This window comes from Leucobacter aridicollis, from assembly GCF_024399335.1.
Lineage (GTDB): Bacteria > Actinomycetota > Actinomycetes > Actinomycetales > Microbacteriaceae > Leucobacter > Leucobacter aridicollis_A.
Genome location: NZ_CP075339.1, coordinates 1,359,127 through 1,380,747 on the forward strand (window position 1 = coordinate 1,359,127; position 21,621 = coordinate 1,380,747).

The window sequence follows — 21,621 nt, forward strand, 5'->3', positions numbered from 1 at the left end:
GGTTTAGAACCGTGCCCGGTGGTACTGGGGCGGAACGAGATCCGCCGCGTCTTCCGCGCGCAGCTCGGAGGCCCACTGCAGCGGCAGGTGGGGGTTCGTGAGGAGCGGCCTGCCAAGAAAGACGACGTCGGCCTGGCCCGTCACGAGGATGCTCTCGGCCTGCTGCGCCGACGTGATGAGCCCAACCGCGCCAACTGGCAGCGGCCCGCGACCTACGCGTTCGGCTAGCGGCACCTGGTAGGAGGGGCCGACCCTCGGCGGGGCGACCGGGAGGTTGCCTGCAGATGAAACGTCGACGAGGTCTGCGCCGTCCTCGGCAAGCCACTCAGCGACACTGGCGGCCTCCTCGACCTCGAAGCCATCAGCCGTCCATTCGCTCGCCGAGATTCGCACAAGCATCGGGAGCTCAGGGTGTGCGGCCCGGACCCCGCGGACAACTTCACGCAGCAGCCGAGCTCGGTTCTCGAGTGGGCCGCCGTACTCGTCGGTGCGGTCGTTTGACAGCGGCGACAGAAACTCGTGCAACAAGTAGCCGTGAGCTGCGTGCACCTCGACGGCGTCGAAGCCCGCGCGGACCGCGCGCCCGGCGGCGGCGACAAACGCATCGACGAGGGCGGGAAGCTCGGCGGTGTCAAGTGCCCGCGGTACCGCGTGCGCTTCGCTGAAACGAATCGCTGATGGCGCGACGGGCTCCCAGCCACCTGACTCCACGGGCTCTGTTCCCGTCGGAAGGCCTGGCCACGCCTTGTAAGTGGACGCCTTGCGGCCGGCGTGTGCGAGCTGGACAGCAATGCGGGCGCCGTGTGAGTGCGCGATATCGACGACACGGCCGAACGCCCGCTCGTGCTCCTCGCCCCAGATGCCGAGATCTTCGGGGGAAATGCGCCCTTCGGGAACGACGGCGGTTGCTTCGACAACGACGAGCCCGGCGCCACCGCGTGCAAGCCCGCCGATGTGCTGCAGGTGCCAATCTCGGGGGATTCCGTCGCGCTCTGCCACTGAGTATTGGCACATCGGAGCAACCCAAAGTCGGTTTCGGACCTGGAGCCCGCGGAGCGTGAACGGCTGGAAGAGGAGCGGATTTGCCATGGCCCCAGGGTAACGACTCCCACCGACAACCGCATTGCCGACTGGGCCGCGTCGCGCACGCCGTGTCGGTCGTGCATGAGAAGCTTGGTGCAGTGTTCGAAGAGCTGCCGAGGAGATGAGATGCGCGAGATCAAATGCCCACACTGTGGCGAGGCGTTCACCGTCGACGAGGCAGGCTATGCAGACATTCTGAAGCAGGTCAGAGACGCAGAGTTCGAGCAGCAGCTGCACGACAGGCTGGAACTCGCAGAGCGCGAGAAGCTCAGCGCCCTCGAGCTTGCGCGAACGGCAGCCGAAAGCAAACTCCGTGAAGCGGCAGCAGAGAAGGATGCCGCCATTCAGGATCTGCGGGCGAAGCTCGAAGCGGGGGAGACCGCCAAGCGCCTCGCCGTCGCGGAGGCGCTCGGCGATGTCGAGAAGCAGCGCGACGCTCTCAAAACGCAGCTTGAGCAGTCGAAGCGCGACGCGGAGGCTGCCGTTGACCTCGCTACCGCGAAGCTCGAGGCGGCGCAGCAGCGCGCCGCGGCCGAGAAGGAGGCGGAGATCCAGGCTTTGCGCGCGAAGCTCGAGTCGGTCGAGGTCGCGCAGCGGCTCGCGATCACCGAGGCGGTGAGCGTTGTCGAGCGCGAGCGCGACGAGCTCAAGAACGGGCTCGAGCGCGCCGAGCTTTCGCAGCAGCTGTCGGAGCAGGCACTGAAAGATCGCTACGAGACTCAGCTGAAAGATCGCGACGAGGCGATCGAGCGGCTCCGCGACATGAAGGCTCGGCTGTCGACAAAGATGGTGGGTGAGACACTCGAGCAGCACTGCGAGACGACGTTTAACCAGATTCGCGCGACCGCATTTCCGAACGCCTACTTCGAAAAAGACAACGACGCGTCTGGCGGCACCAAGGGCGACTACATCTTCCGTGACCTCGATGACGGGGTTGAGATCGTCTCAATCATGTTTGAGATGAAGAACGAGAACGACACGACGCAGACCAAGCAGCGAAATGAAGACTTCCTGAAGAAGCTCGATGAAGACCGGCGTGCCAAAGGGTGCGAGTACGCCGTGCTTGTGTCGCTGCTTGAACCCGAGAGTGAACTGTACAACAGCGGCATCGTTGACGTGTCGCACAGGTTTGAGAAGATGTACGTCATCCGGCCACAGTTCTTCATTCCGATGATCACGCTGCTGCGGAACGCCTCCCTGGGTGCGCTGCAGTACAAGTCTGAGCTCGAGCTCGTGCGGTCTCAGAACATCGACATCACAAACTTCGAGAGCGAGCTTGAAACGTTCAAGGGTGCGTTCGCCAAGAACTTCGAGCTCGCCGAGCGCCAGTTCGGTGACGCGATCGATCGGATCGACAAGTCAATTGCCGAGATGCAGAAAGTGAAAGACTTGCTCATGCGCTCGGGAAACAACCTTCGGCTCGCGAACAACAAGGCGCAAGACGTGTCAATCAAAAAGCTCACCCGCGGCAACCCGACGATGCAACACAAGTTCGCTGAGCTTGATCCCGGTGAGTAGCCGAGCGGTCAGGCATCGTCAACGGCAGCGGGAGACGCCGCGCCCCCATCACAACCCGTCAGAGTTAGGACACCATGCACCTCGGAGAGATCCTCGACACCGAGCGCTTCGCTGAACCGGACGAGGTCTTCGCGATGTTCGAAGAGTGGGCATGGGAGGTGCGCGGGCTGCGCCTGTACCCGGCGCAGGAGGAAGCCATCCTCGGGATGACTCTCGGCTCGAACGTCGTCCTTGCCACGCCCACGGGAACAGGGAAGTCGCTCGTGGCGCTCGGCGCACACTTTGCTGCCCTCGCCGAGGGGCGGCGCACTGTCTACACCGCACCCATCAAGGCGCTCGTGAGCGAAAAGTTCTTCGAGCTCGTCGCCGTGTTTGGTGCCGACAGGGTCGGCATGATCACAGGCGACACTGCAATCAACTCAGATGCGCCGATCATCTGCTGCACGGCTGAGATCCTCGCGAACCTCGCGTTGCGTGACAAGACAGCGAATGGGATCACCCAGGTCGTCATGGACGAGTTCCATTTCTACGCTGAGCCTGATCGAGGCTGGGCGTGGCAGGTGCCGCTGCTGCTGATGGCGGACGCGCAGTTCCTCCTCATGTCGGCGACACTCGGTGACGTTACTGAACTCGCCGACGACCTGAGCCGGAGGACGGGCCGTGACACGGAACTCGTGACTGGCGTCGAACGGCCGGTACCGCTCGATTTCAGCTACGCCGTCGCCCCGACGCACGAGGTCATCGAGCAGCTCGTTGAGGATCGCCAGACACCCGCATACCTCGTGCATTTCAATCAGTCGCACGCAGTCGAGCAGGCGCAGGCTCTCGCAAGCATCAAACTCGTGGACCGCGCCGGGCGCGACGAGATCGCCGAGGCGATCGGGGCGTTCAGATTCTCGGCTGGCTTTGGTCAGTCACTCTCGCGGCTGGTTCGCTCGGGAATCGGCGTACACCACGCAGGTATGCTTCCGAAGTACCGCCGCCTCGTTGAGCAACTCGCGCAGCGCGGGCTCCTCAAAGTCATCTGCGGCACGGACACCCTCGGCGTAGGGATCAATGTGCCGATCCGCACCGTCGTCATTACCGCGCTCACGAAGTACGACGGCGAGAAGATGCGCCGCCTCTCGGCGCGGGAATTCCACCAGATCGCAGGTCGCGCGGGCCGTGCCGGCTTCGACACCGAGGGTGACGTCATTGCGCTCGCCCCGGAGTTTGAGGTCGAGAACGCCCGCGCTGCCGCGAAGGCGGCTGCCAAAGCAAGCGGCGGCAAGAAGGCAAAACCGGCGAAGAAGAAGTCGCCGCCGCAGGGGTTCGTTGCCTGGAACGAACAGACGCTTGACAAGCTCGTGGCGGCGTCGCCAGAGCCGCTCGTGAGCCGCATGCGGATCACTCACTCGATGGTGCTCGGCGTCATTGGCCGCGGTGAGGATTTCGAGGGCGATGCGCTCGCGACGCTCCGCACCCTAGTGTTCGACAGCCACGAGCCGCGTGCCGCGCAGTTCGCCCACGCGCGAACCGCGATCGAGATCTTCCGTACGCTTGTGCGCGGTGGGATCGTCGAGACCTACGTCGACGGTTCAGGGCAGAAGCTTTTGCGTCTCACCGTCGAGCTCCAGTCGAACTTTGCGCTGAACCAGCCGCTGTCGCCATTCGCACTTGCCGCGCTAGAGCTGCTCGACCCCGAATCGGAAAGCTACGCGCTCGATGCGATCTCAGTCATCGAAGCGACGCTCGAAGATCCGCGCGCGATCGTCCGCGCCCAGGAGCATCGCGCACGCGGCGAGGCGATCGGGGCGATGAAAGCCGAGGGCATCGAGTACGAGGAGCGCATGGAGCTGCTCGAGGAGATCACCCACCCGCAGCCGCTCGCCGACCTCCTCAGCGAAGCATTCGAAGCGTATCTGAAGGAAGTGCCCTGGGCGCGCGACTACGAATTGCGGCCGAAATCGGTCGTGCGAGACATGATCGAGCGCGCCTTCGGGTTCCGCGACCTCGTGAACTACTACGGTCTGGGCCGGGCCGAGGGCGGTGTGCTCCGCTACCTGAGCGATGCGTACCGTGCGCTCGAGCGGACCGTGCCCGAGGCGGCAAAGACGGAGGAGCTCGACGAGATCATCGAGTGGCTCGGGGAGCTCGTCCGGCAAGTTGACTCGAGCTTGATCGACGAGTGGACCGAGCTGTCGAATCCGGATGTGGCTGCCGCGCTCGCCGCGGAGCGCGATTCGAACGAGACAGCACTCGTCGGGCCGCCACCGGCGCGCTCGCTCCTCGCGAACGAGCGGGCGTTCATGGTGATGGTGCGTAATGCCCTGTTTCGGCGAGTGCAGGCGGCGGCGTTCGAACAGTATGACGAGCTCGAGGCGCTCGACGCTTCCAATGGTTTCGCCGTGCAGAAATGGCGCGACGCCCTTGACGGATACTTCACCGAGTACGACGAGATCAGGGTCGACAGTGATGCCCGCGCCGCTGGCCTGCTCACGCTCGACAAGTCCCGGGCGGGTGCAGGGGCGTGGGAGTTCAGACAGGTGCTTCTCGATCCCGCGGGCGACCGAGACTGGGGTATTGAGGGCGAGATCGACCTCGCTGCTTCCGAGCTTGAGGGCGAACCTGTTGTGCACGTCACCCGCGTTGGGCCGACGGTCTGACGACGGCGGGGGAGAAGCTGGTGCCGCAGCTGCTGGGCGCAAGCTCCCCGGCGGAGAGCAGGGCCATCTGACGCTCTAGTCAGCCCTCCCCTCGACTGTCTCCTCGTCGAAGATCTCCTCGGTGTCCTGGCCAAGGAGCCGCGGCGGGGCAGCGACGCTGCCTGGGGTTCGCGACAGCTTGATCGGAATTCCGAGCGTCTTGCGTCCAGCAAGCTCAAGCACCATTGACCGCGCGCGAGCCTGTTCGTCGGTGAGCGCCTCGCTCACCGACTGCACGACCCCTGCCGGTATGCCACGCGCCCGGAGCTCTTCGTCCAACGCTCCGCGCGTGAGCGCAGCGATCAGCGGGGAGAGCACGGCCTTCAGATCCAGCCGGTTGCGGACCCGATCGCCGTTTGTGCGGAACCTCGGGTCAGTCGCAAGTGCTGGGACGCCAAGGAACTCGCAGAACCGATCGAACTGATCGTCGTTGCCGACTGCGATGAAGATCTGGCCGTCCAGCGCGTCGAAGCTGTCATACGGCTGAATAGTCGGGTGCGCCGAGCCACTACGTTTGGCCTCTGTGCCGTCTGCAAGCCACGAGGCTGAATGCGGGTGCAACAATGACAACGACGTGTCGAACAACGACAAGTCCACAAGCTGGCCAAGCCCGCTGTGACCACGCTCGTGCAGAGCAAACATGATGCCGTTTACCGCGTAGAAGCCCGTCACCATGTCTACCACAGGCACACCGACCTTGAGCGGTGGGCCGTCCGCCTCGCCGTTGACGCTCATCAGGCCGCCCAACGCTTGCGCAACGGCGTCGTATCCCGGCAGTCCTCCACGAGGACCCTCGGAGCCAAAGCCCGTAATCCTGCAGTGCACAAGTCGCGGCCAGCGGGTGCGAATCGTCTCATCCGAGAGCCCCCAGGACTCCAGCGTTCCGTGTCGAAAGTTCTCAACAAGCACGTCAGCGCTATCAAGGAGTGTGTGCAGGCGGCTCCTGCCTGAATCGCTTTTGAGATCGAGGCAGACATTTCGCTTGTTGCGGTTCAGGCCCTCGTAGTAGGCGCTTGATCCCTCACCAACGAACGGCGGACCCCAGCGGCGTGTATCGTCACCGGACCGGGCTTCGACTTTGATCACGTCCGCCCCATGATCACCGAGGATCTGGGTGCACAGCGGCCCCGCGAGAACACGCGATAGATCGATCACACGAAGGCCTGCGAGCGACCCGAACTGATAGCCCATTGGGTGCCCCTCAGTACGACTTTGGAAGTCCGAGAACGTGAACTGCGACGTAGTTGAGCACCATCTCTTGGCTCACGGGGGCGAGACGGAGGATGCGCGATTCGCGGAAGTAGCGTTCGACGTTGTACTCCTTTGCATACCCCATCCCACCCAGGGTCTGCATTGCCGTGTCCGCGGCGGCGAAGCCGGCCTCCGCGCACAGCCATTTGGCCATGTTTGCCTGGCTGCCAACTGGCATTCCTGCGTCGTAGCGCCATGCGGCCTCCCGTGCCATCAGCCCGGCCGCATCCAGGTGTGTTTGGCACTTCGCGAGTGGGAAGGCAATGCCTTGATTCTTGCCAATCGGCCTGTCGAACACGACGCGTTCTTTCGCGTACTTCACGGCTATCTCCATCGCGGCGCGTCCTATACCAAGGGCCTCATGTGCCAGGAGAATGCGCTCCGGGTTGAGCCCGTCGAGCAGATATTGAAACCCGAGCCCCTCCTCTCCGATGCGAGTTGCATCCGGAACGAAATAGTCGTCCAAGACGACCTCGTAGCTTGCTACCGCGTTTCGTCCAAGCTTCGGGATCGGGGTCAAGTCAATCTTTGTGGCGTCGATGTCGATCAAGAACAGTGTCATGCCGTCGGTCGGACGCGAGACATCCGTTCGCCGCTGAGTCCTTGTGATCAGCAACAGCTTCTCGGACTCGCCGGCCTTGGTGATCCACACTTTGCGACCCGTAATGCGGTAGCCGCCGGGGACCCTGGTTGCAAACGTGGAAATCTGAGTCGTGTCAGTGCCGGCTTCGGGCTCGGTCACCCCGAAGGCAACGTGGAGATCACCGCCAGCTGCACGCGGAAGAATGGTCTCTCGCTGCTCCTGTGAGCCGTGCTTGACTATGGTGTTGAGCCCGAAGATGGTGAGGTGCATGCTTGAGGCGCCGTTCATTCCTGCACCGGACGCAGCTACCTCTTCGAGGAGGAGCGCGGCTTCGGTGATCCCCATGCCTCCGCCGCCGTACTCCTCAGGGATTGCGATACCGAGCCAGCCCCCTTCTGCAAAGGCCGAGTAGAACTCCCGCGGAAACTCCTGGGCCTCGTCCCTGTCTCGCCAATACTCGTGTGAGAAGCTGCGGGCTAACGTGCGGGCCCCGGACCTGATGTCTTCTTGGCTGCCGGAAAGGGAAAAGTCCATATGCAATACACCGCCTCGTGTTGCGATCCGCTCATTCTCCGCATGCGAACCTAGTGCAGTTGTTATTCTGACCTACTCGTATCAAGATGTGCGGCAAATGTTACTTATGGCCAGGCGGACTGGGCTGGTTGGCCAGCCCGTGCCTGCTGCGAGATCGCCGGGTCAACTCGCGCCTGCGGCAGCCACTATCTAGACTCAAACTATGACTCACCAGGCTCTCACCCCTGAACACTTTCTCGCGAACGCTGACCACACGCTCCTCGCGCCCCCGACGACCGCAGCCGAGCTCGAGGTTTTCCTCGACGACGCAGCGGCGCTTGGCGTAAAGCGCGTCTGTGTCAGCCCCTCCTTGCTGCCAGTTGATAAGCGCGGCCTCGAGATCGTGACGGTTGTCGGGTTCCCGTCGGGAGTCCACAAGGCCGAGGTGAAAGCATTTGAGGCGGCCCAGGCAATCACTGACGGTGCAGACGAGGTCGACATGGTTGTGAACCCGGGGCTCGTGCACGCCGCCGACTGGGACGGCGTCGAAGCAGAGATTCGCGCGGTGCGCGAGGCGAGCGTCGGCAAGATCCTGAAGGTCATCATCGAGAGCGCATCGCTTACAGACGATCAGATCGTTGGCTGCTGCAAGGCATCCGAGGCTGCGGGCGCCGACTTCGTGAAGACCTCTACCGGATTCAACGCGGCTGGCGGGGCGAGCGTTCACGCTGTGAAGCTCATGGCCGACACTGTCGACGGTCGGCTCGGGGTGAAGGCTTCGGGCGGAATCCGTGACGCTGAGACCGCGCGCGAGCTGTGGGCTGCCGGGGCGACGCGTTTCGGCGTCTCGGCGACAGGCGCAGTCGTTGCTGGCTGGAACTCGTCTGAGACGGCGACCGGGGCGGGCTACTAGCCACGCGACGGGGCGCGAGAAGTGACGGTAGAGATCCGTGAGCGTCGCGGGCCTGCAGTGGAGGCGCACGCCGAAATCGAGCATGCAGCCGACGATCTATTCCGCGCGCACTTCGGCCTGCTCCCGTGGAACGAGGATGCGCCCGAGCATGCGCCGCACGGCTACGTCGAGCGCGTGTTCGACGCCGTTGACGGTGCGACGCTCGTCGGCTTCGCCAAGGTAATCGTCGCGGGAGAGTACCTCCACCTCGAACAGCTGTCAGTCTCGCCCGACCACTCCAGGCGCGGCATCGGCGGCAGGCTCGTCGATACTGTGCTGTCGGCTGCGTGGGCCGAGGGCTTTCAAGCGGTTTCGCTCCGCACGTTCGCGGAGGTCCCCTGGAATGCCCCGTTCTACGAGCGGCACGGGTTCCATGTCGTCGACGCCGTCGATACCGAGTTTCATGCGGGGCTCGCCGGCACCGAAGAGAGTCTCGGGCTCATGGAGCACGGCGCACGCGTGCATATGCTCGCGCAGCGGGCGTAGTAGGGCTGCTCCCAGAGGTCGGCTGGCTGTGGGCCGGCGCTGAGTCGTTGGTTGGGGTGCGCCCGCACCCGCCGCGAGGCTAGCGTCGCGCCCCGAGCAACTCCGAGATGTCGGCAGCAGCCGCGATGGCGCTCGGGCCGAATCGTTCGATCGAGTCGTCGGGGTGCGTGACGACGAGAGATGATATCGACAGGCTGTAGGCCGGTTCGCCGCGGTGGTTGAAGATTGGGGCCGAAACGCAGACTGTGCCGACCTCGTGCTCCTCAAGGTCGAGCGCGTAGCCGCGCTCAGCAATCTGTTCGAGGTCCTGCAGAAGCGCGTCGACCTCTGTCAGCGTTGAGTCGGTCTGTGCCGGCAGCCCGGTGCGCTCGGCGTAGCTCTGCACCTCTTCTTCTGTGCGGTGCGCGAGCAGCGCCTTGCCGAGTCCTGTGCTGTGCAGCCAGGCCGACCTGCCCGCACGTGAGTGCACTCGGTATGGGCGTTGGGACTCAGCGCCGAACAGGTATGACACCTCCTCGGATGCGGCTTCGCCGATGTGTACTGTGCACTGGGTCGATGCGACGAGGTCGGCGACAATGGGTTCGGCGAGCGCGATGATGTCGAGCTCGGCGAGGGTACGCCCTGCGAGGAACGTGAAGCGTCTTCCCGCGCGGTAACCGTGCTCTGCATCGCCTGAGATGAAGCCCGAACCGATGAGCATTGCGAGGATGCGGTGCACCGTGGACTTGGGGAGCTCGGCAGCGTCGACGATGTCGGTAAACCTGGTGTTGAGTAAGGCTGCTTCGAGTACTGCGAGCGTTTTCTGGCTCGCCGTTTGCGGCCGCAGTAGGTACCCGTCATCGTGCTGGCTAGTGCCGTGCATCAACTCCCTTTCGCCAATCTTTCTAGCGTAGTACTCCCGGCTGACCGAATGGGAAGACAGGCTGAAAACGGAAATATTGACGCACCAAATGTCGGGCGATGGACTCGGCCAGCCGCTGCCTGGCCGAGGCGCCGGCCCGGGTTAGGCGGCCGAGACGCCTGCGCCGGCGAGTGATTGGTGCTGCGGTGGCGAGCGGTGACCGCTGTGAGGCTCGCTACACCGCGTCGAATGCGTCGCCGATGAGGGCGAGCGCTTGGGCCCGATCCACACCCAGTGCGGAGAGCTCCTGTGCGGCGCGGATGGCAATCTGGCGCGCGCTCGCCTCGATGGGGTCGTCGCCAAGGGCCACGAATGTGCCTGCCCGTCCACGGCCCTCGACGATTCCTGCCTCCTCGAGCGCCCTGTATGCGGAGGCGACTGTGTTCGCGGCGAGCCCGAGTTCGGCGGCGAGCCCGCGCACTGTCGGCAGCCGTGACCCCGGCGCGAGCTGGCCGTGTGTGACTGCGCTGACAACCGCGTCGTGCAGCTGTCTGAACGGGGGAGTCGCAGACGCCGGGTCAACCTCAAAGGCAAAGCTCGTCATGCTGGCAAGCATAGGGCCCCTGTCGCGCCGAAGTGCGACAGGGGCCCGTGGCTGCAAGCAGCGGCGTGGTTAGCCGATGCCTGCCATCTCCTCGACGTGGGTCTTGCCGACGCGCTCGAGCACCGCGGGGCGCTTGGCCTTGATCCACCAGTAGCGCGAGAACGCGGCGAGCATCGTGATCACAAAGAGGTATGGAATCACGTTGAGCGGGAACGCCGGCACGGGGTAGACGTTCGCCACGAAGACGTAGGCCATTGCGAGCACCGCGACGGTCGCGGTGACCCAAATCATGCCGTTCTTCATGCCCTCGCGGGTCGTGTAGACGACGCCTGCGATCGCGACGAGCGAGTACGCGACCATGTAGCCGTAGGTGCCGTAGGTGTCGACCCAGACGGTGATATCCATGGGGTGCGTTCCGGCGAGCAGCAGGATGATGTCGAGCACGATCGCGGCGGGGCCTGCGATGAGCAGCACGCGGTGCGGGGTGAGGTGGGTCTCGTGGGTGCGGCCGAAGCGCTCGGGCACCATGCCCTCCTTGCCCATCACGTAGATGATGCGACCAACGACGTTGAGCGGCGCGACGACGACGGCGAAGAACGACGCGGCAACGCCGAACACAAGGATCGGGGTGAACCAGCCAGGCATGTTGACCTTCTCTGCGACCGCCTGGAGCGGGCTCGCGACCTCGCCAAGCTCATCGCCGAGCACTGCGATCTGCGTGTAGGCGGAGAACACGTAGAGCACGCCAACTGCGACCGCGCTCCACATGATTGCGCGGGGGATAGCCTTCTTGGGGTCCTTCGCCTCACGCCCGAGAGCGTCAGCGGAGGAGAATCCGACGAAGCCGAGGATACCGAGCACCATGCCTGCAGCGACGCCCTGGAACGGTACGCCCTCGAACGAGAACTGGGTCGGGTCCCACGCGGCGTCGCCGAGCACGATGAGTGCGGTCACGAGCAGTACGAGGATGATCGCAACCGACAGCAGCTCGAGCACGAGCGAAATGCGCGCCGAGATGCGGATGCCGCGGATCGTGAAGAAGGTCGCGCCGCCGCCGATGACGACGGCGAGGGCGATGAGCCACGGCGTCGAGCCTGCTGACTCGAAGCCGAAGATCACAAGCAGGTCGGACATGTACGAGACGGCGCCGCCGAGCGAGCCTGCCGCGATACCCCATGAGCCGATGAGGAGCGCGACGCCAGCGGCGAAGGCGCCGGCCGGGCCGAGGCCCTGCGCGACATAGGTGTAGAGCGAGCCCGCCGAAGCGTGACGCTTTGCGAACATGCTGATGATGTAGCCGACACACAGGATGACGATCGTGGCGAGCACGAAGGCGAACATGGTGCCGCTGCCAGCGCCGAGGAAGATTGACGCTGCGGTGAACGCGATGACCGCGCTCGGCGCGATGCTCGCGATGGCCTGGGCCGCGAGTTCGGGGCCAGACATGACCCCTTCGCGAAGGCCTGCGTCGGCCTTCTGGGTGGTGGACTGAGACATTCAACTCTCCTTTGAGAAGTCTTTTTGGGTTACGGGATGAGGAGCGTGCGGAGCACGCCGCCTGAAGCGAGGTCGTCGAGCGCGTCAGCAGCCTCGTCGAGCGAGCGGCGGCCCGAGATGAGCGGATCGAGCTTCAGCTGTCCGTCCATGTAGCGGTCCACAAGCGCGGGGATGTCGATTGACGGGCGCACCGAGCCGTAGTTCGATCCGAGGATGCGCTGGTCTGCTTCCGCGAGCACGAGCGGCTCGAACGAAGCCTTGGCGCCGGTGGGCGGCAGGCCAACGATCACAGCAGCACCGCCGAGGCCGAGCATCTGAATCGCCTGCTCGGTCGTGACAGTGCGGCCGATCGCGTCGAACGCGTAGTCGACGCCGTCGGGGAGGAGCTCGAAGAGCTGCTCCACTGCGTTGCCCTCTGACGCGTCGATCCGGTCGGTCGCGCCGAACTGCATGGCCATGGCTGTCTTGTCTGCGACGACGTCGATCGCGATGATGCGTTCTGCGCCGGCGAGCTTGGCGCCCTGCACGACGTTGAGCCCGACGCCGCCGCAGCCGATCACGGCTACTGTCGATCCGGGCTCTACTGCAGCGGTGTTCATGACTGCGCCGACGCCGGTTGCGACCGCGCAGCCGACCACTGCGATCACGTCGAGGGGAGCGTCGTCGCGAACCTTGATTGCGCCGGAGGCTGGCACAACGACTTCCTCAGCGAACGACGAGACGCCGAGGTAGTGGTGCAGCGGCTCTGCCTCTCCCGCTTCGCCCTCGATGCTCAGGCGCGAGGTGCCGTCGAACAGTGATCCCTTCGCGTTGATGACCTGGGCGACCTTCTGGCAGCGCGCTTCGTGTCCCTGGAGGCAGTAGCGGCACTCGCCGCACGGCGGAACCCAGCTGAGCACGACGTGGTCGCCCACAGCGAGCGAGGTGACGCCCTCGCCGAGCTCGACGACGATGCCAGAGCCTTCGTGACCCATGACCATGGGCGCGGGGGCTTCCCACTCGCCGCGCTTCACGTGCAGGTCGGAGTGGCAGACTCCCGCCGCCGCAATCTTCACGCGGACCTCGCCTGCTTTCGGCGGCGCGAGTGTGACGTCGGCGACGGCGACGCGGGTGTTTGGCTCGCGAAAGACGACTGCTTTCATGTTGTTCCTCCTCCATTGGGGTGCGCGCTGAGACCGCGCAAAAGTTCGTCGAAGAGATCGTAAGTAGCCGATGCGCGCCATGTCACTGCGCCAAAAGTCGTTTTTGGACGGTTAGGATCGGCATTTGGTACATTCAGCGCATGAGTTTTGACCTGCGAACTGTCACCCGGGTCGTCGGCGGCACATATGTCGACAATGGGATGAGCGACTACACGCCATGCGAGGGTCTCGCGCGGGTCGGCGAGTACGTTGTTGTGGCGAGTGCCGAACTCGCGACCCTCGTCACCGGAACCGTCGCTGAGCTCGACGCCAGGTTCGCGCAGGGAAGCGAGGCTGCGGCAGTGACCTCGCGTGCCGTGTTTGTGAGCCACGAAGACACGCCTCGCCTGCGAAAGGTGCTCGCTGCGCATGGCATGAGCGCCGTGCTCGGGGCATCCTCGTCTGGCGACGCATTGCACTACCGGCTCGCAGCGCTGCACGCCGACGATCTCGCCGCAACTGACCGACTCGTCGCGTCGGGAACACGCGTGCTCACGCAGGTCGCGAGACGGGGCGGCGCGACTGCGGTGATGGCTGAGCTCGCCCACAGGATCGACGGCTGGGCCGTGCTGCTCGACGCCCACGGTCAGCTCATCGCGAGCGCCGGTGCGGGGAGGCTCCACCTCGACGATGCGAAGGCCGTCGCGCTCGGACGGCCCGTGCGTGTGCGGCACCCGGGCCTCCAGACCCACCAGGTCGGATCGGATCTCGACTTCACCGGGTATCTCGTTGTCGCATCCAGGTCAAGCGCGACGAGCCGCATCCGCGACCTCGCCTCGCAGGCCGCCGCACTGTTTGACCTGGTGCTGCGTACCCGCGACCCCTCCGTCACCGAGCATCTCGGGCGAGAGGCGCTCCTCGAGATCTTGCACGCAGGGGGAAACCCTGCAACCCAGCTCCTGCGCAAGTGGGGAGTGCGTGAGATCGAGCTCACCGCGTTCGTACTCGGGACGCGAACGCGCACGGTCGACCTCGAACGGCTCGTCGAGCGTTGGCTCGACGAGCTCGGCGTTGAGCATATCTTCGTTGGCGACCCCGGCCTCGTGCGCGGATTCGTTGCGGAGCACCACGTCGGTGACCTTGTCGCGCTTGCTGACGGCTTCGAGCCGCTCGGCGCGACGTCGCTCCATCTCGGTGTCGGGGCTGCGGCCCCGATCGACGCCCTCGGCCGCAGCGCGGTGCAGGCGCGCCAGGCGTTCGACGCGGCGTTTGACGCGGGGATCGGGGCTCAACGCTACGCGGAGCTTCCGACAGTGGACTTCGTGCTTGACGTGATCTCCGAGGATCATCGCACACAGCTGGGCGGGGTGCTTGACGAGTTGCGGGATGCTCGGGGCGAGCATGGGGAACTGCTCGAGACGCTGCTCGTGTTCCTCTCGGAGAACGGTGCGCACCGCGCGAGCGCGGCACGCCTGGGGATTCACAGGCAGACGCTGGTGTCGAGAATTCACCGAGTGGAGGAGCTCACGGGCCTGTCGATGTCGCGACCAGACGACCGCGCGGCGGCCTGGCTTGCACTGCGGGCGCTCGGACACGAGGCGTTCACGCAATAGAATCGTGCTCATGCGACTCGGAGTCATCGACGTAGGTTCGAATACCGTTCATCTCCTCGTGGTTGACGCCCATCCTGGCGCGAGCCCGAACCCATACCACTCGCAGCGTTCGACGCTGCGGCTCATGCGCTACCTCGACGACGACGGTGCGATCACCGAAGAGGGTGTCACCCGGATCATCGCCGCGATCGCGGATGCAGTGAAGACCGTGCAGGAGATAGGCGTCGACGATCTTCTCGCGACGGCGACCTCCGCGATCCGTGAGGCTGCCAACGGTGAGGAAGTGCTCGCGCGGATCGAGCGCGAGACCGGTCTGAAGCTTGACGTGCTGTCGGGCGAGGACGAGGCGCGGATCACGATGCTTGCGGTGCGCCGCTGGCTGGGCTGGTCGGCGGGGGAGATTCTGCTCTTCGATATCGGTGGAGGATCGTTCGAGATCGCGCAGGGAGCAGACGAGTACCCCGACGTGCAGGTCTCCCTGCCACTCGGCGCTGGACGCTCGACGATCATGTACCTCCCAGAAGATCCACCCACAGCCGAGGGCATCTCCAGGCTGCGCGCGCACGCTCGCGAGGAGTTCACGCGGGTGCGCAAGGAGATGTTCAAGGGCAGGCCGAAGCCGAAGCGTGTCGTCGGCACGTCGAAGACGATCCGGTCACTCGCGCGCCTCATCGGTGGGCCACCCGACCCAGCGACTGGCGACCTTGCTGAGCTGCACTACGCAGGTCTTCGGGAGTGGGAGCCGACGCTGCGCGACATGCCGGGCTCGGTTCGCGAGTACCTGCCTGGGATCACGCCCGAGCGCGGCTACCAGATCATGGCAGGCGCCGTGGTGCTGCGCACGGCAATGAAGGTGTTCGATGTCTCGACTCTCACGATCTCGCCGTGGGCGTTGCGCGAGGGCATCGTGCTGCGCTACATCGATGCGCTCGATGGCCGCGGAACGGATCCGGTCTCGGAGGACAACTAACGCCCGAAAATCGGGTAGTTTTGGCGGAAGGTACAAACGCTTAACGTAGCTTCCGTGGGGTTGATATCGAAAATGCAACCATTTCCACTCTCGCGGTGCGTCGAGGGGCGTCGTGCTGTAGGAATACACTAATGAATCTCATTCGCCCGCGGTAGGCGCGGGCGCTCATCCATGGGGGTTAACCAATTGACCATCTCAACAACTAAGAAGATGCTCGGCCTCACCGCCGCGGCGGGCCTCGTGCTCGGCCTCTCGGCGTGTGGCCAGGCGCCCGAGGCTGGCGGCGAAAGCGGCGGCGCAGAGGCCGTTGCCGGCTTCAAGCCCTGCATGGTGTCTGACGAGGGCGGCTTCGACGACAAGTCGTTCAACCAGCTCGGCTACGAGGGGCTGACCAAGGCAGCCGAAGAGCTCGAGGTCGAGGCCGGCGAGACCGAGTCCAAGAGCGCGAGCGACTACGCATCGAACCTCAGCGGCCTCGTCGACGCAGGGTGCACCTTCATTGTTTCGGTGGGCTTCATGCTCTCGGAGCCGACGGTGAACGCTGCAAAGGCGAACCCCGACGTGCAGTTCGCGATCATCGACGACTGGGCTGACAACGACTTCGACGGCGAGACTGATGCGCCGAACATCAAGCCCCTCGTGTTCGACACCGCACAGGCAGCCTTCCTCGGCGGCTACGCTGCGGCAGCTGTCTCGGAGACCGGCACCGTCGGCACCTTCGGCGGCGCAAAGATTCCGCCTGTCACCATCTTCATGGACGGCTTCCAGGACGGCGTCGACTACTTCAACAAGGAGAACGGCAAGGACGTCAAGGTCATCGGCTGGGACGTCGCGAAGCAGGACGGCCAGTTCACCGGCGAGTTCGCAGCGAACGACACCGCGAAGCAGATGGCACAGGGCATCCTCGACCAGGGCGCAGACGTGCTCCTCCCCGTCGGCGGCCCGATCTACCAGTCGGCTGCTGAGGCGATCCGCGACTCCGGCGGGACCGCGAAGCTCGTCGGCGTTGACGCCGACGTGTACCAGACTGACCCGAAGGTGCAGGACATTCTCTTCACCTCGATCATGAAGAGCATGGACATCGCTGTGTACGACGCCGTGATGGAGGCCGCTCAGGGCAAGTTCAGCGCCGAGCCGTTTGTTGGCGTACTCGAGAACGACGGCGTGAGCCTCTCCGGGTTCAACGACTTCGCAGACAAGGTCCCCGCAGACCTGCAGAAGCAGCTCGACGAGATCAAGGCAGGCATCATCGACGGCTCGATCAAGGTTGAGTCACCCTCCTCGCCGTAAGGCACTCTGATGGCGGGCCGGCGGGCGATCCTTGATCGCTCACCGGCCCGCCATCGTGGATTCACCAGGGGTTGTGCCACTGCACTACCCCAGAGAAACGAACTTGGATAGATTTACGGCATGACGCTCGAACTGCGCGGGATCACGAAGCGATTCGGATCATTCACCGCGAACGACCGCATCTCAATCGAGGTGCGACCCGGAGAAATTCACGCCCTGCTGGGTGAGAACGGCGCCGGCAAGTCCACACTGATGAACGTGCTCTACGGGCTCTACCAGCCCGACGAAGGTGAGATCGTCGTCGACGGCGAGGTGCAGCACTTCAAGGGACCGGGTGACGCTATGGCCGCAGGCATCGGCATGGTGCATCAGCACTTCATGCTCGTGCCCGTGTTCACCGTCGCCGAGAACGTCATGCTCGGACACGAGAGCACGAAGTTTGCTGGCGCACTCGACCTCACGAGCGCACGCGCCCACGTGCGCGAGGTCGCAGATCGCTTCGGCTTCGAGGTCGATCCCGACGCAGTCGTCGAAGATCTCCCCGTCGGCGTGCAGCAGCGCGTCGAGATCATCAAGGCGCTGTCGCGCGACGCGAAGGTGCTCGTGTTCGACGAGCCGACAGCCGTGCTCACGCCGCAGGAGACCGACGAGCTCATGCAGATCATGCGACAGCTGCGCAGCGAGGGCACGGCAATTGTCTTCATCACCCATAAACTCCGCGAGGTCCGTGAGGTCGCCGACCGCATCACAGTCATTCGCCACGGCAAGGTCGTCGCGGAGGCGTCGCCCGAGTCTTCGACGAACGAGCTCGCCTCGCTGATGGTTGGCCGCGCTGTCGAACTCACCGTCCAGAAGGACGCCCCGAAGCTCGGCGACGGCGGACTACGGCTCTCCGATGTCACGATCGCCGACAGCACAGGCCACATCGTCGTGGACCGAGTGAACCTCGAGGTTCGCCCCGGCGAGATCCTCGCGATCGCCGGCGTGCAGGGTAATGGCCAGACCGAACTCACCGAGTCGCTGGTGGGCCTGCAGCAGCTCACGTCAGGGGACATCACCCTCAACGGGAAGTCGATCGTCGGCAAACCCGTAAAGCAGATCATCGACGACGGTGTCGGATTCGTGCCCGAGGACCGCATCGAGGACGGCCTCGTCGGCACCTTCTCGGTCGCGGAGAACCTGATGCTGAACCGTACGAGCGACCCCGAGTTCGTAAAGGCCGGAACGGTCAGGCGCGGCGTTCTCACAGACTTCGCCGAGGCGAAAATCGCCGAATACGACATTCGCACGCAGGGCCCCAGCTCTCCGGCCGGAAGCCTCTCCGGCGGCAACCAGCAGAAGGTCGTGATCGCCCGCGAGCTCAGCCGGCCGCTGAACCTGCTCGTCGCTTCGCAGCCGACGCGCGGCGTCGACGTCGGCTCGATCGAGTTCATCCACACCCGGATCGTTGAGGCGCGCGACGCAGGCGTCCCCGTCGTGCTCGTCTCAACCGAGCTCGACGAGGTCTCCGCCCTCGCAGACCGCATCGCCGTGATGTACAAGGGAGCGATCATCGGCATCGTTCCAGGAAACGCTTCGCGCGAAACCCTCGGCCTCATGATGGCCGGCGAAACCCCCGAAGGAGTCGCGGCGTGAGCGCACCGACAATTGACACGAACGGGCAGCCCGCAGGGGCGAAGCCCGAGACGGCGGAACGCCCGCCGCAGAACAAACTCATCAGCGAGCTGCTGTCGAGCTCGGTCACGACGACCGTGCTCGCGATCGTTCTGTCGATGCTCATCGGCGGCCTGCTCATTGCGTTCACCGACCCGAAAGTGATTGAAGCCTCAGGGTACTTCTTCCAGCGTCCGGCTGACACCTTCGTGGCGATCTGGGATGCGATCGCAGGCGGCTACGCCGCGCTCTTCCGCGGCTCGATCTTCAACTACGAGGCGCCGAGCTTTCTGCGCGCGATCAAGCCGCTGTCTGACACTCTGAACTTCGCCACGCCGCTCATCATGGCTGGCCTTGGCGTCGGCCTCGCATTCCGCGTCGGCCTCTTCAACATTGGTGGCCGCGGCCAGATGCTCATGGGCGCGGCGGCCTCAGGCTTTGTGATGTTCGGCATGGACCTGCCGTTCTGGCTGCACCTGCCGCTCGTCGTCGTCGCAGGCATCGCGGGCGGCGTCATCTGGGGCGGTATCGTCGGGTTCTTGAAGGCCCGCACCGGCGCGCACGAGGTAATCCTGACGATCATGCTGAACTTCGTCGCGTTCTACTTCATCGCGTGGCTGCTGTCGACGCCCGGCCTCCTGATGCGCCCCGGCGGCAACCAGCCGATCTCGCCGGTCACCCCAGAGAGTGCGAAGTTCCCGCTGCTGTTCGGTGCACCGCTCACCACCCACTGGGGCTTCATCGTCGCGCTGCTCGCGGCGGGCTTCGTCTGGTGGCTGATGGAGCGCTCGTCGCTCGGCTTCCGCATGCGCGCCGTTGGCGAGAACCCGCACGCGGCCCGCGCCTCTGGCATCAAGGTTGAGCGGATCATTTTCTACGCGATGGCGATTGCGGGCGGCCTCGCAGGTCTCGCCGGCGCGAACCAGATCGCCGGCACCATCACCACCGGCTTCGGCAGCCACATCGACGCGGGCATCGGCTTTGACGCGATCACTGTCGCGCTGCTCGGCCGATCGCGCGCGTGGGGCGTCGTCTGGGCGGGCCTCCTGTTTGGCGCGCTGAAGGCAGGCAGCTTCACGATGCAGATTACCGAGAAGATTCCCGTCGATATCGTGCTCGTCGTGCAGGCGCTCATCGTGCTCTTCATTGCGGCACCGCCGCTCGTGCGCACGGTCTTTGGCCTCAAGCGCTTTGACCGAGTGCACGCACTCCAGCAGAAGGGAGCGTCGGCATGAGCGCGGTCCACGAACTCACAGGCACCCAGGTCGTCGTCGACGGCGCTGGCGTCGTCCGCACCCGCAGCCTGAAGGCGCCGATCGCGTTCGCGGTCGTCGCGGCGATCGGTCTCCTGCTCGCCTTCCCAGGCTCGCGCGCGGGGGAGAGCACGTTCCGTCTTTCCGACCGGACCCAGTCCATGCAGCTGCCCGACGTCGCGCTGCCGACCGCAGGCACCGTTATCGCGTGTGCGCTGATCCTGACCGCGATGGCGGCGCTGACGTTCGTCTTCGCAGCCCAGTACAAGCGCATCCCGCTGTGGTTCACCGTGATCTTCGCGATCATCGGCATCTTCCTGTTCCTCACCTGGTCGGCCGCCGGTGGCATTGTCCCAGTGACGGGCCTGCTCTTCGGTGCGCTGTCGCTGTCGGTGCCGCTCATCTTTGGTGCCCTCGGCGGAGTCATCGGTGAGCGCGCGGGCGTCGTCAACGTCGCGATCGAGGCGCAGTTCCTGTTCGCCGCGTTCACGAGCGCGCTCATCGCCTCGATCACCGGATCCTACGTCGCGGGCCTCATCGGCGCGCTCGTTGCGGGCGCCCTGGTTGCCGCGATCCTCGCCGTATTCTCGATCACGTATGTCGTCACCCAGGTGATCGTCGGCGTCGTGCTCAACGTGCTCATCACTGGCCTCACGAGCTTCCTGCACGGAGCCCTCCTGCAGCCGAACGCTGCGACACTGAACTCGCCGCCGCGCTTTCCGCGGTGGGCGATCCCGGGGCTCAGCGAGATCCCGATCGTGGGACCCGTGCTCTTCAACCAGACCCTCATCGTCTACCTTGCCTACATCATCGTGCCGCTCGTCACGTGGGCGCTGTACCGCAGCCGCTGGGGGCTCCGCCTCCGTGCAGTCGGCGAGCACCCGCAGGCCGCTGACACCGTGGGCATCAAGGTGAACCCGACACGGTTCTGGAACCTGCTGCTCGCTGGCGCGATTGCCGGCATCGGCGGCGCCTACTTTACGCTCGGCTCCGTTGGCGCGTTCGACAAGGAGATGGCGGGTGGCCTCGGCTTCATCGCCCTCGCAGCAGTCATCTTTGGCGGCTGGGATCCGTGGCGGGCGACGCTCGCAGCACTGCTCTTCGGGTTCACGAAGAACCTCGAGACGCTGCTGAACAACCTCGGCTCGCCAATCCCGTCCGAGTTCATGTCGATGCTGCCGTACGTCGTGACGATCCTCGCCGTCGTTGGCTTCTCGGGTAAGTCCCGTGCGCCAGCCGCGAGCGGCAAGCCCTACGTGAAGGGATAACGGCCGTGACAATTGACGACCACGGCGTCGACTGGGCGGGGCTCCGTGCCGCCGCGGTCGCGGCGCTTGATCACGCCTACGTGCCCTACTCGAAGTACCCAGTGGGAGCGGCTGCGCTCACAGACTCGGGCAGGATCGTCTCGGGGTGCAACGTGGAGAACGCGTCGTACGGGCTGACGCTCTGTGCCGAGTGTGCGCTCGTCGGCGACCTGCACATGGGCGGCGGCGGCAAGCTCGTCGCATTCGTGTGCGTGAACCGGGCCGAGGAGACGATTATGCCGTGCGGGCGCTGTCGGCAGCTCCTGTACGAACACTCAGCCGAAGGCATGCTGCTCGAGACCGTGTCGGGCATCCGCACGATCGACGAAGTGCTGCCCGACGCGTTCGGTCCGCGCGACCTCGAACGCGTCGCTGAGTCGACCTAACCTAGCCCCTTCGAAA

The 21,621-nt window shown here is 64.9% G+C and carries 18 protein-coding genes; 11 read left to right on the forward strand and 7 right to left on the reverse strand.

Annotated elements, in window-relative coordinates; all coding sequences use genetic code 11:
• Positions 1-3 precede the first annotated feature (3 nt).
• Positions 4-1,089, reverse strand: a complete 1,086-nt coding sequence (locus KI794_RS06055) for an NADH:flavin oxidoreductase/NADH oxidase (RefSeq protein ID WP_255809489.1) — start codon at positions 1,087-1,089, stop codon at positions 4-6.
• 120 nt (positions 1,090-1,209) lie between these two features.
• Between KI794_RS06055 and KI794_RS06060 the strand changes: the two genes are divergently transcribed.
• Positions 1,210-2,601 (forward strand): DUF2130 domain-containing protein, encoded by a 1,392-nt coding sequence (locus tag KI794_RS06060; RefSeq protein ID WP_255809491.1) that lies wholly within the window; start codon positions 1,210-1,212, stop codon positions 2,599-2,601.
• A 74-nt stretch (positions 2,602-2,675) separates the two neighbouring features.
• Positions 2,676-5,246, forward strand: a complete 2,571-nt coding sequence (locus KI794_RS06065) for a DEAD/DEAH box helicase (protein WP_255809493.1) — start codon at positions 2,676-2,678, stop codon at positions 5,244-5,246.
• A gap of 75 nt (positions 5,247-5,321) precedes the next feature.
• On the opposite strand, the gene KI794_RS06070 is transcribed toward KI794_RS06065, so the two are convergent.
• Both KI794_RS06070 and KI794_RS06075 read right to left on the reverse strand, forming a co-directional pair.
• Positions 5,322-6,476: a CaiB/BaiF CoA transferase family protein gene (locus KI794_RS06070; protein WP_119282965.1), complete on the reverse strand. Its 1,155-nt coding sequence runs from the start codon at positions 6,474-6,476 to the stop codon at positions 5,322-5,324.
• A 10-nt stretch (positions 6,477-6,486) separates the two neighbouring features.
• Positions 6,487-7,653: an acyl-CoA dehydrogenase family protein gene (locus tag KI794_RS06075; RefSeq protein WP_255809494.1), complete on the reverse strand. Its 1,167-nt coding sequence runs from the start codon at positions 7,651-7,653 to the stop codon at positions 6,487-6,489.
• A gap of 202 nt (positions 7,654-7,855) precedes the next feature.
• Here KI794_RS06075 and deoC point away from each other — a divergent pair, with 202 nt between their 5' ends.
• Both deoC and KI794_RS06085 read left to right on the forward strand, forming a co-directional pair.
• Positions 7,856-8,545: a deoxyribose-phosphate aldolase gene (gene deoC, locus KI794_RS06080; protein WP_255809495.1), complete on the forward strand. Its 690-nt coding sequence runs from the start codon at positions 7,856-7,858 to the stop codon at positions 8,543-8,545.
• Between the two features lie 21 nt (positions 8,546-8,566).
• On the forward strand, positions 8,567-9,070 hold the full coding sequence (locus tag KI794_RS06085) for a GNAT family N-acetyltransferase (RefSeq protein WP_255809496.1): 504 nt from the start codon (positions 8,567-8,569) through the stop codon (positions 9,068-9,070).
• Between the two features lie 79 nt (positions 9,071-9,149).
• On the opposite strand, the gene KI794_RS06090 is transcribed toward KI794_RS06085, so the two are convergent.
• The 4 genes from KI794_RS06090 to KI794_RS06105 form a co-directional block, all read right to left on the reverse strand.
• Positions 9,150-9,932 (reverse strand): IclR family transcriptional regulator, encoded by a 783-nt coding sequence (locus tag KI794_RS06090; RefSeq protein WP_119282969.1) that lies wholly within the window; start codon positions 9,930-9,932, stop codon positions 9,150-9,152.
• A gap of 214 nt (positions 9,933-10,146) precedes the next feature.
• Complete coding sequence (locus tag KI794_RS06095) at positions 10,147-10,515, reverse strand: GntR family transcriptional regulator (protein WP_255809497.1); 369 nt, start codon at positions 10,513-10,515, stop codon at positions 10,147-10,149.
• 69 nt (positions 10,516-10,584) lie between these two features.
• On the reverse strand, positions 10,585-12,012 hold the full coding sequence (locus KI794_RS06100; protein ID WP_162921157.1) for an APC family permease: 1,428 nt from the start codon (positions 12,010-12,012) through the stop codon (positions 10,585-10,587).
• A 29-nt stretch (positions 12,013-12,041) separates the two neighbouring features.
• On the reverse strand, positions 12,042-13,154 hold the full coding sequence (locus KI794_RS06105) for an alcohol dehydrogenase catalytic domain-containing protein (RefSeq protein ID WP_255809498.1): 1,113 nt from the start codon (positions 13,152-13,154) through the stop codon (positions 12,042-12,044).
• A 140-nt stretch (positions 13,155-13,294) separates the two neighbouring features.
• On the opposite strand from KI794_RS06105, the gene KI794_RS06110 reads away from it, so the two are divergent.
• From KI794_RS06110 to KI794_RS06140, 7 genes are all read left to right on the forward strand, one after another.
• Positions 13,295-14,746, forward strand: coding sequence for a PucR family transcriptional regulator (locus KI794_RS06110; protein ID WP_119282972.1), 1,452 nt, complete (start codon positions 13,295-13,297; stop codon positions 14,744-14,746).
• Between the two features lie 10 nt (positions 14,747-14,756).
• A complete protein-coding gene (locus KI794_RS06115; RefSeq protein ID WP_119282973.1) occupies positions 14,757-15,716 on the forward strand; it encodes a Ppx/GppA phosphatase family protein in 960 nt (319 codons plus the stop codon).
• A 186-nt stretch (positions 15,717-15,902) separates the two neighbouring features.
• Positions 15,903-17,006, forward strand: coding sequence for a BMP family lipoprotein (locus KI794_RS06120; protein ID WP_119282974.1), 1,104 nt, complete (start codon positions 15,903-15,905; stop codon positions 17,004-17,006).
• Between the two features lie 120 nt (positions 17,007-17,126).
• The gene (locus KI794_RS06125) at positions 17,127-18,641 is read left to right on the forward strand and encodes an ABC transporter ATP-binding protein (RefSeq protein ID WP_255809499.1); all 1,515 of its coding nucleotides are present in this window, start codon (positions 17,127-17,129) and stop codon (positions 18,639-18,641) included.
• Positions 18,638-19,894: an ABC transporter permease gene (locus KI794_RS06130; protein ID WP_255809500.1), complete on the forward strand. Its 1,257-nt coding sequence runs from the start codon at positions 18,638-18,640 to the stop codon at positions 19,892-19,894. The genes KI794_RS06125 and KI794_RS06130 overlap by 4 nt, the downstream gene beginning before the upstream one ends.
• Complete coding sequence (locus KI794_RS06135; RefSeq protein WP_119282976.1) at positions 19,891-21,180, forward strand: ABC transporter permease; 1,290 nt, start codon at positions 19,891-19,893, stop codon at positions 21,178-21,180. Before KI794_RS06130 ends, KI794_RS06135 begins: the two co-directional genes overlap by 4 nt.
• 5 nt (positions 21,181-21,185) lie before the next feature.
• Positions 21,186-21,605, forward strand: coding sequence for a cytidine deaminase (locus KI794_RS06140; protein ID WP_370647869.1), 420 nt, complete (start codon positions 21,186-21,188; stop codon positions 21,603-21,605).
• The last annotated feature ends 16 nt before the right edge of the window (positions 21,606-21,621 follow it).

What these genes read in the sequence shown, in the direction of transcription:
- KI794_RS06115 (WP_119282973.1), top strand. Translation starts at nt 14,757, where the DNA reads ATGCGACTCGGAGTCATCGACGTAGGTTCGAATACCGTTCATCTCCTC.
- deoC (WP_255809495.1), top strand. Translation starts at nt 7,856, where the DNA reads ATGACTCACCAGGCTCTCACCCCTGAACACTTTCTCGCGAACGCTGAC.
- KI794_RS06075 (WP_255809494.1), bottom strand. Translation starts at nt 7,653, where the DNA reads ATGGACTTTTCCCTTTCCGGCAGCCAAGAAGACATCAGGTCCGGGGCC.
- KI794_RS06095 (WP_255809497.1), bottom strand. Translation starts at nt 10,515, where the DNA reads ATGACGAGCTTTGCCTTTGAGGTTGACCCGGCGTCTGCGACTCCCCCG.
- KI794_RS06105 (WP_255809498.1), bottom strand. Translation starts at nt 13,154, where the DNA reads ATGAAAGCAGTCGTCTTTCGCGAGCCAAACACCCGCGTCGCCGTCGCC.
- KI794_RS06125 (WP_255809499.1), top strand. Translation starts at nt 17,127, where the DNA reads ATGACGCTCGAACTGCGCGGGATCACGAAGCGATTCGGATCATTCACC.
- KI794_RS06055 (WP_255809489.1), bottom strand. Translation starts at nt 1,089, where the DNA reads ATGGCAAATCCGCTCCTCTTCCAGCCGTTCACGCTCCGCGGGCTCCAG.
- KI794_RS06060 (WP_255809491.1), top strand. Translation starts at nt 1,210, where the DNA reads ATGCGCGAGATCAAATGCCCACACTGTGGCGAGGCGTTCACCGTCGAC.
- KI794_RS06090 (WP_119282969.1), bottom strand. Translation starts at nt 9,932, where the DNA reads ATGCACGGCACTAGCCAGCACGATGACGGGTACCTACTGCGGCCGCAA.
- KI794_RS06110 (WP_119282972.1), top strand. Translation starts at nt 13,295, where the DNA reads ATGAGTTTTGACCTGCGAACTGTCACCCGGGTCGTCGGCGGCACATAT.
- KI794_RS06135 (WP_119282976.1), top strand. Translation starts at nt 19,891, where the DNA reads ATGAGCGCGGTCCACGAACTCACAGGCACCCAGGTCGTCGTCGACGGC.
- KI794_RS06065 (WP_255809493.1), top strand. Translation starts at nt 2,676, where the DNA reads ATGCACCTCGGAGAGATCCTCGACACCGAGCGCTTCGCTGAACCGGAC.
- KI794_RS06100 (WP_162921157.1), bottom strand. Translation starts at nt 12,012, where the DNA reads ATGTCTCAGTCCACCACCCAGAAGGCCGACGCAGGCCTTCGCGAAGGG.
- KI794_RS06070 (WP_119282965.1), bottom strand. Translation starts at nt 6,476, where the DNA reads ATGGGCTATCAGTTCGGGTCGCTCGCAGGCCTTCGTGTGATCGATCTA.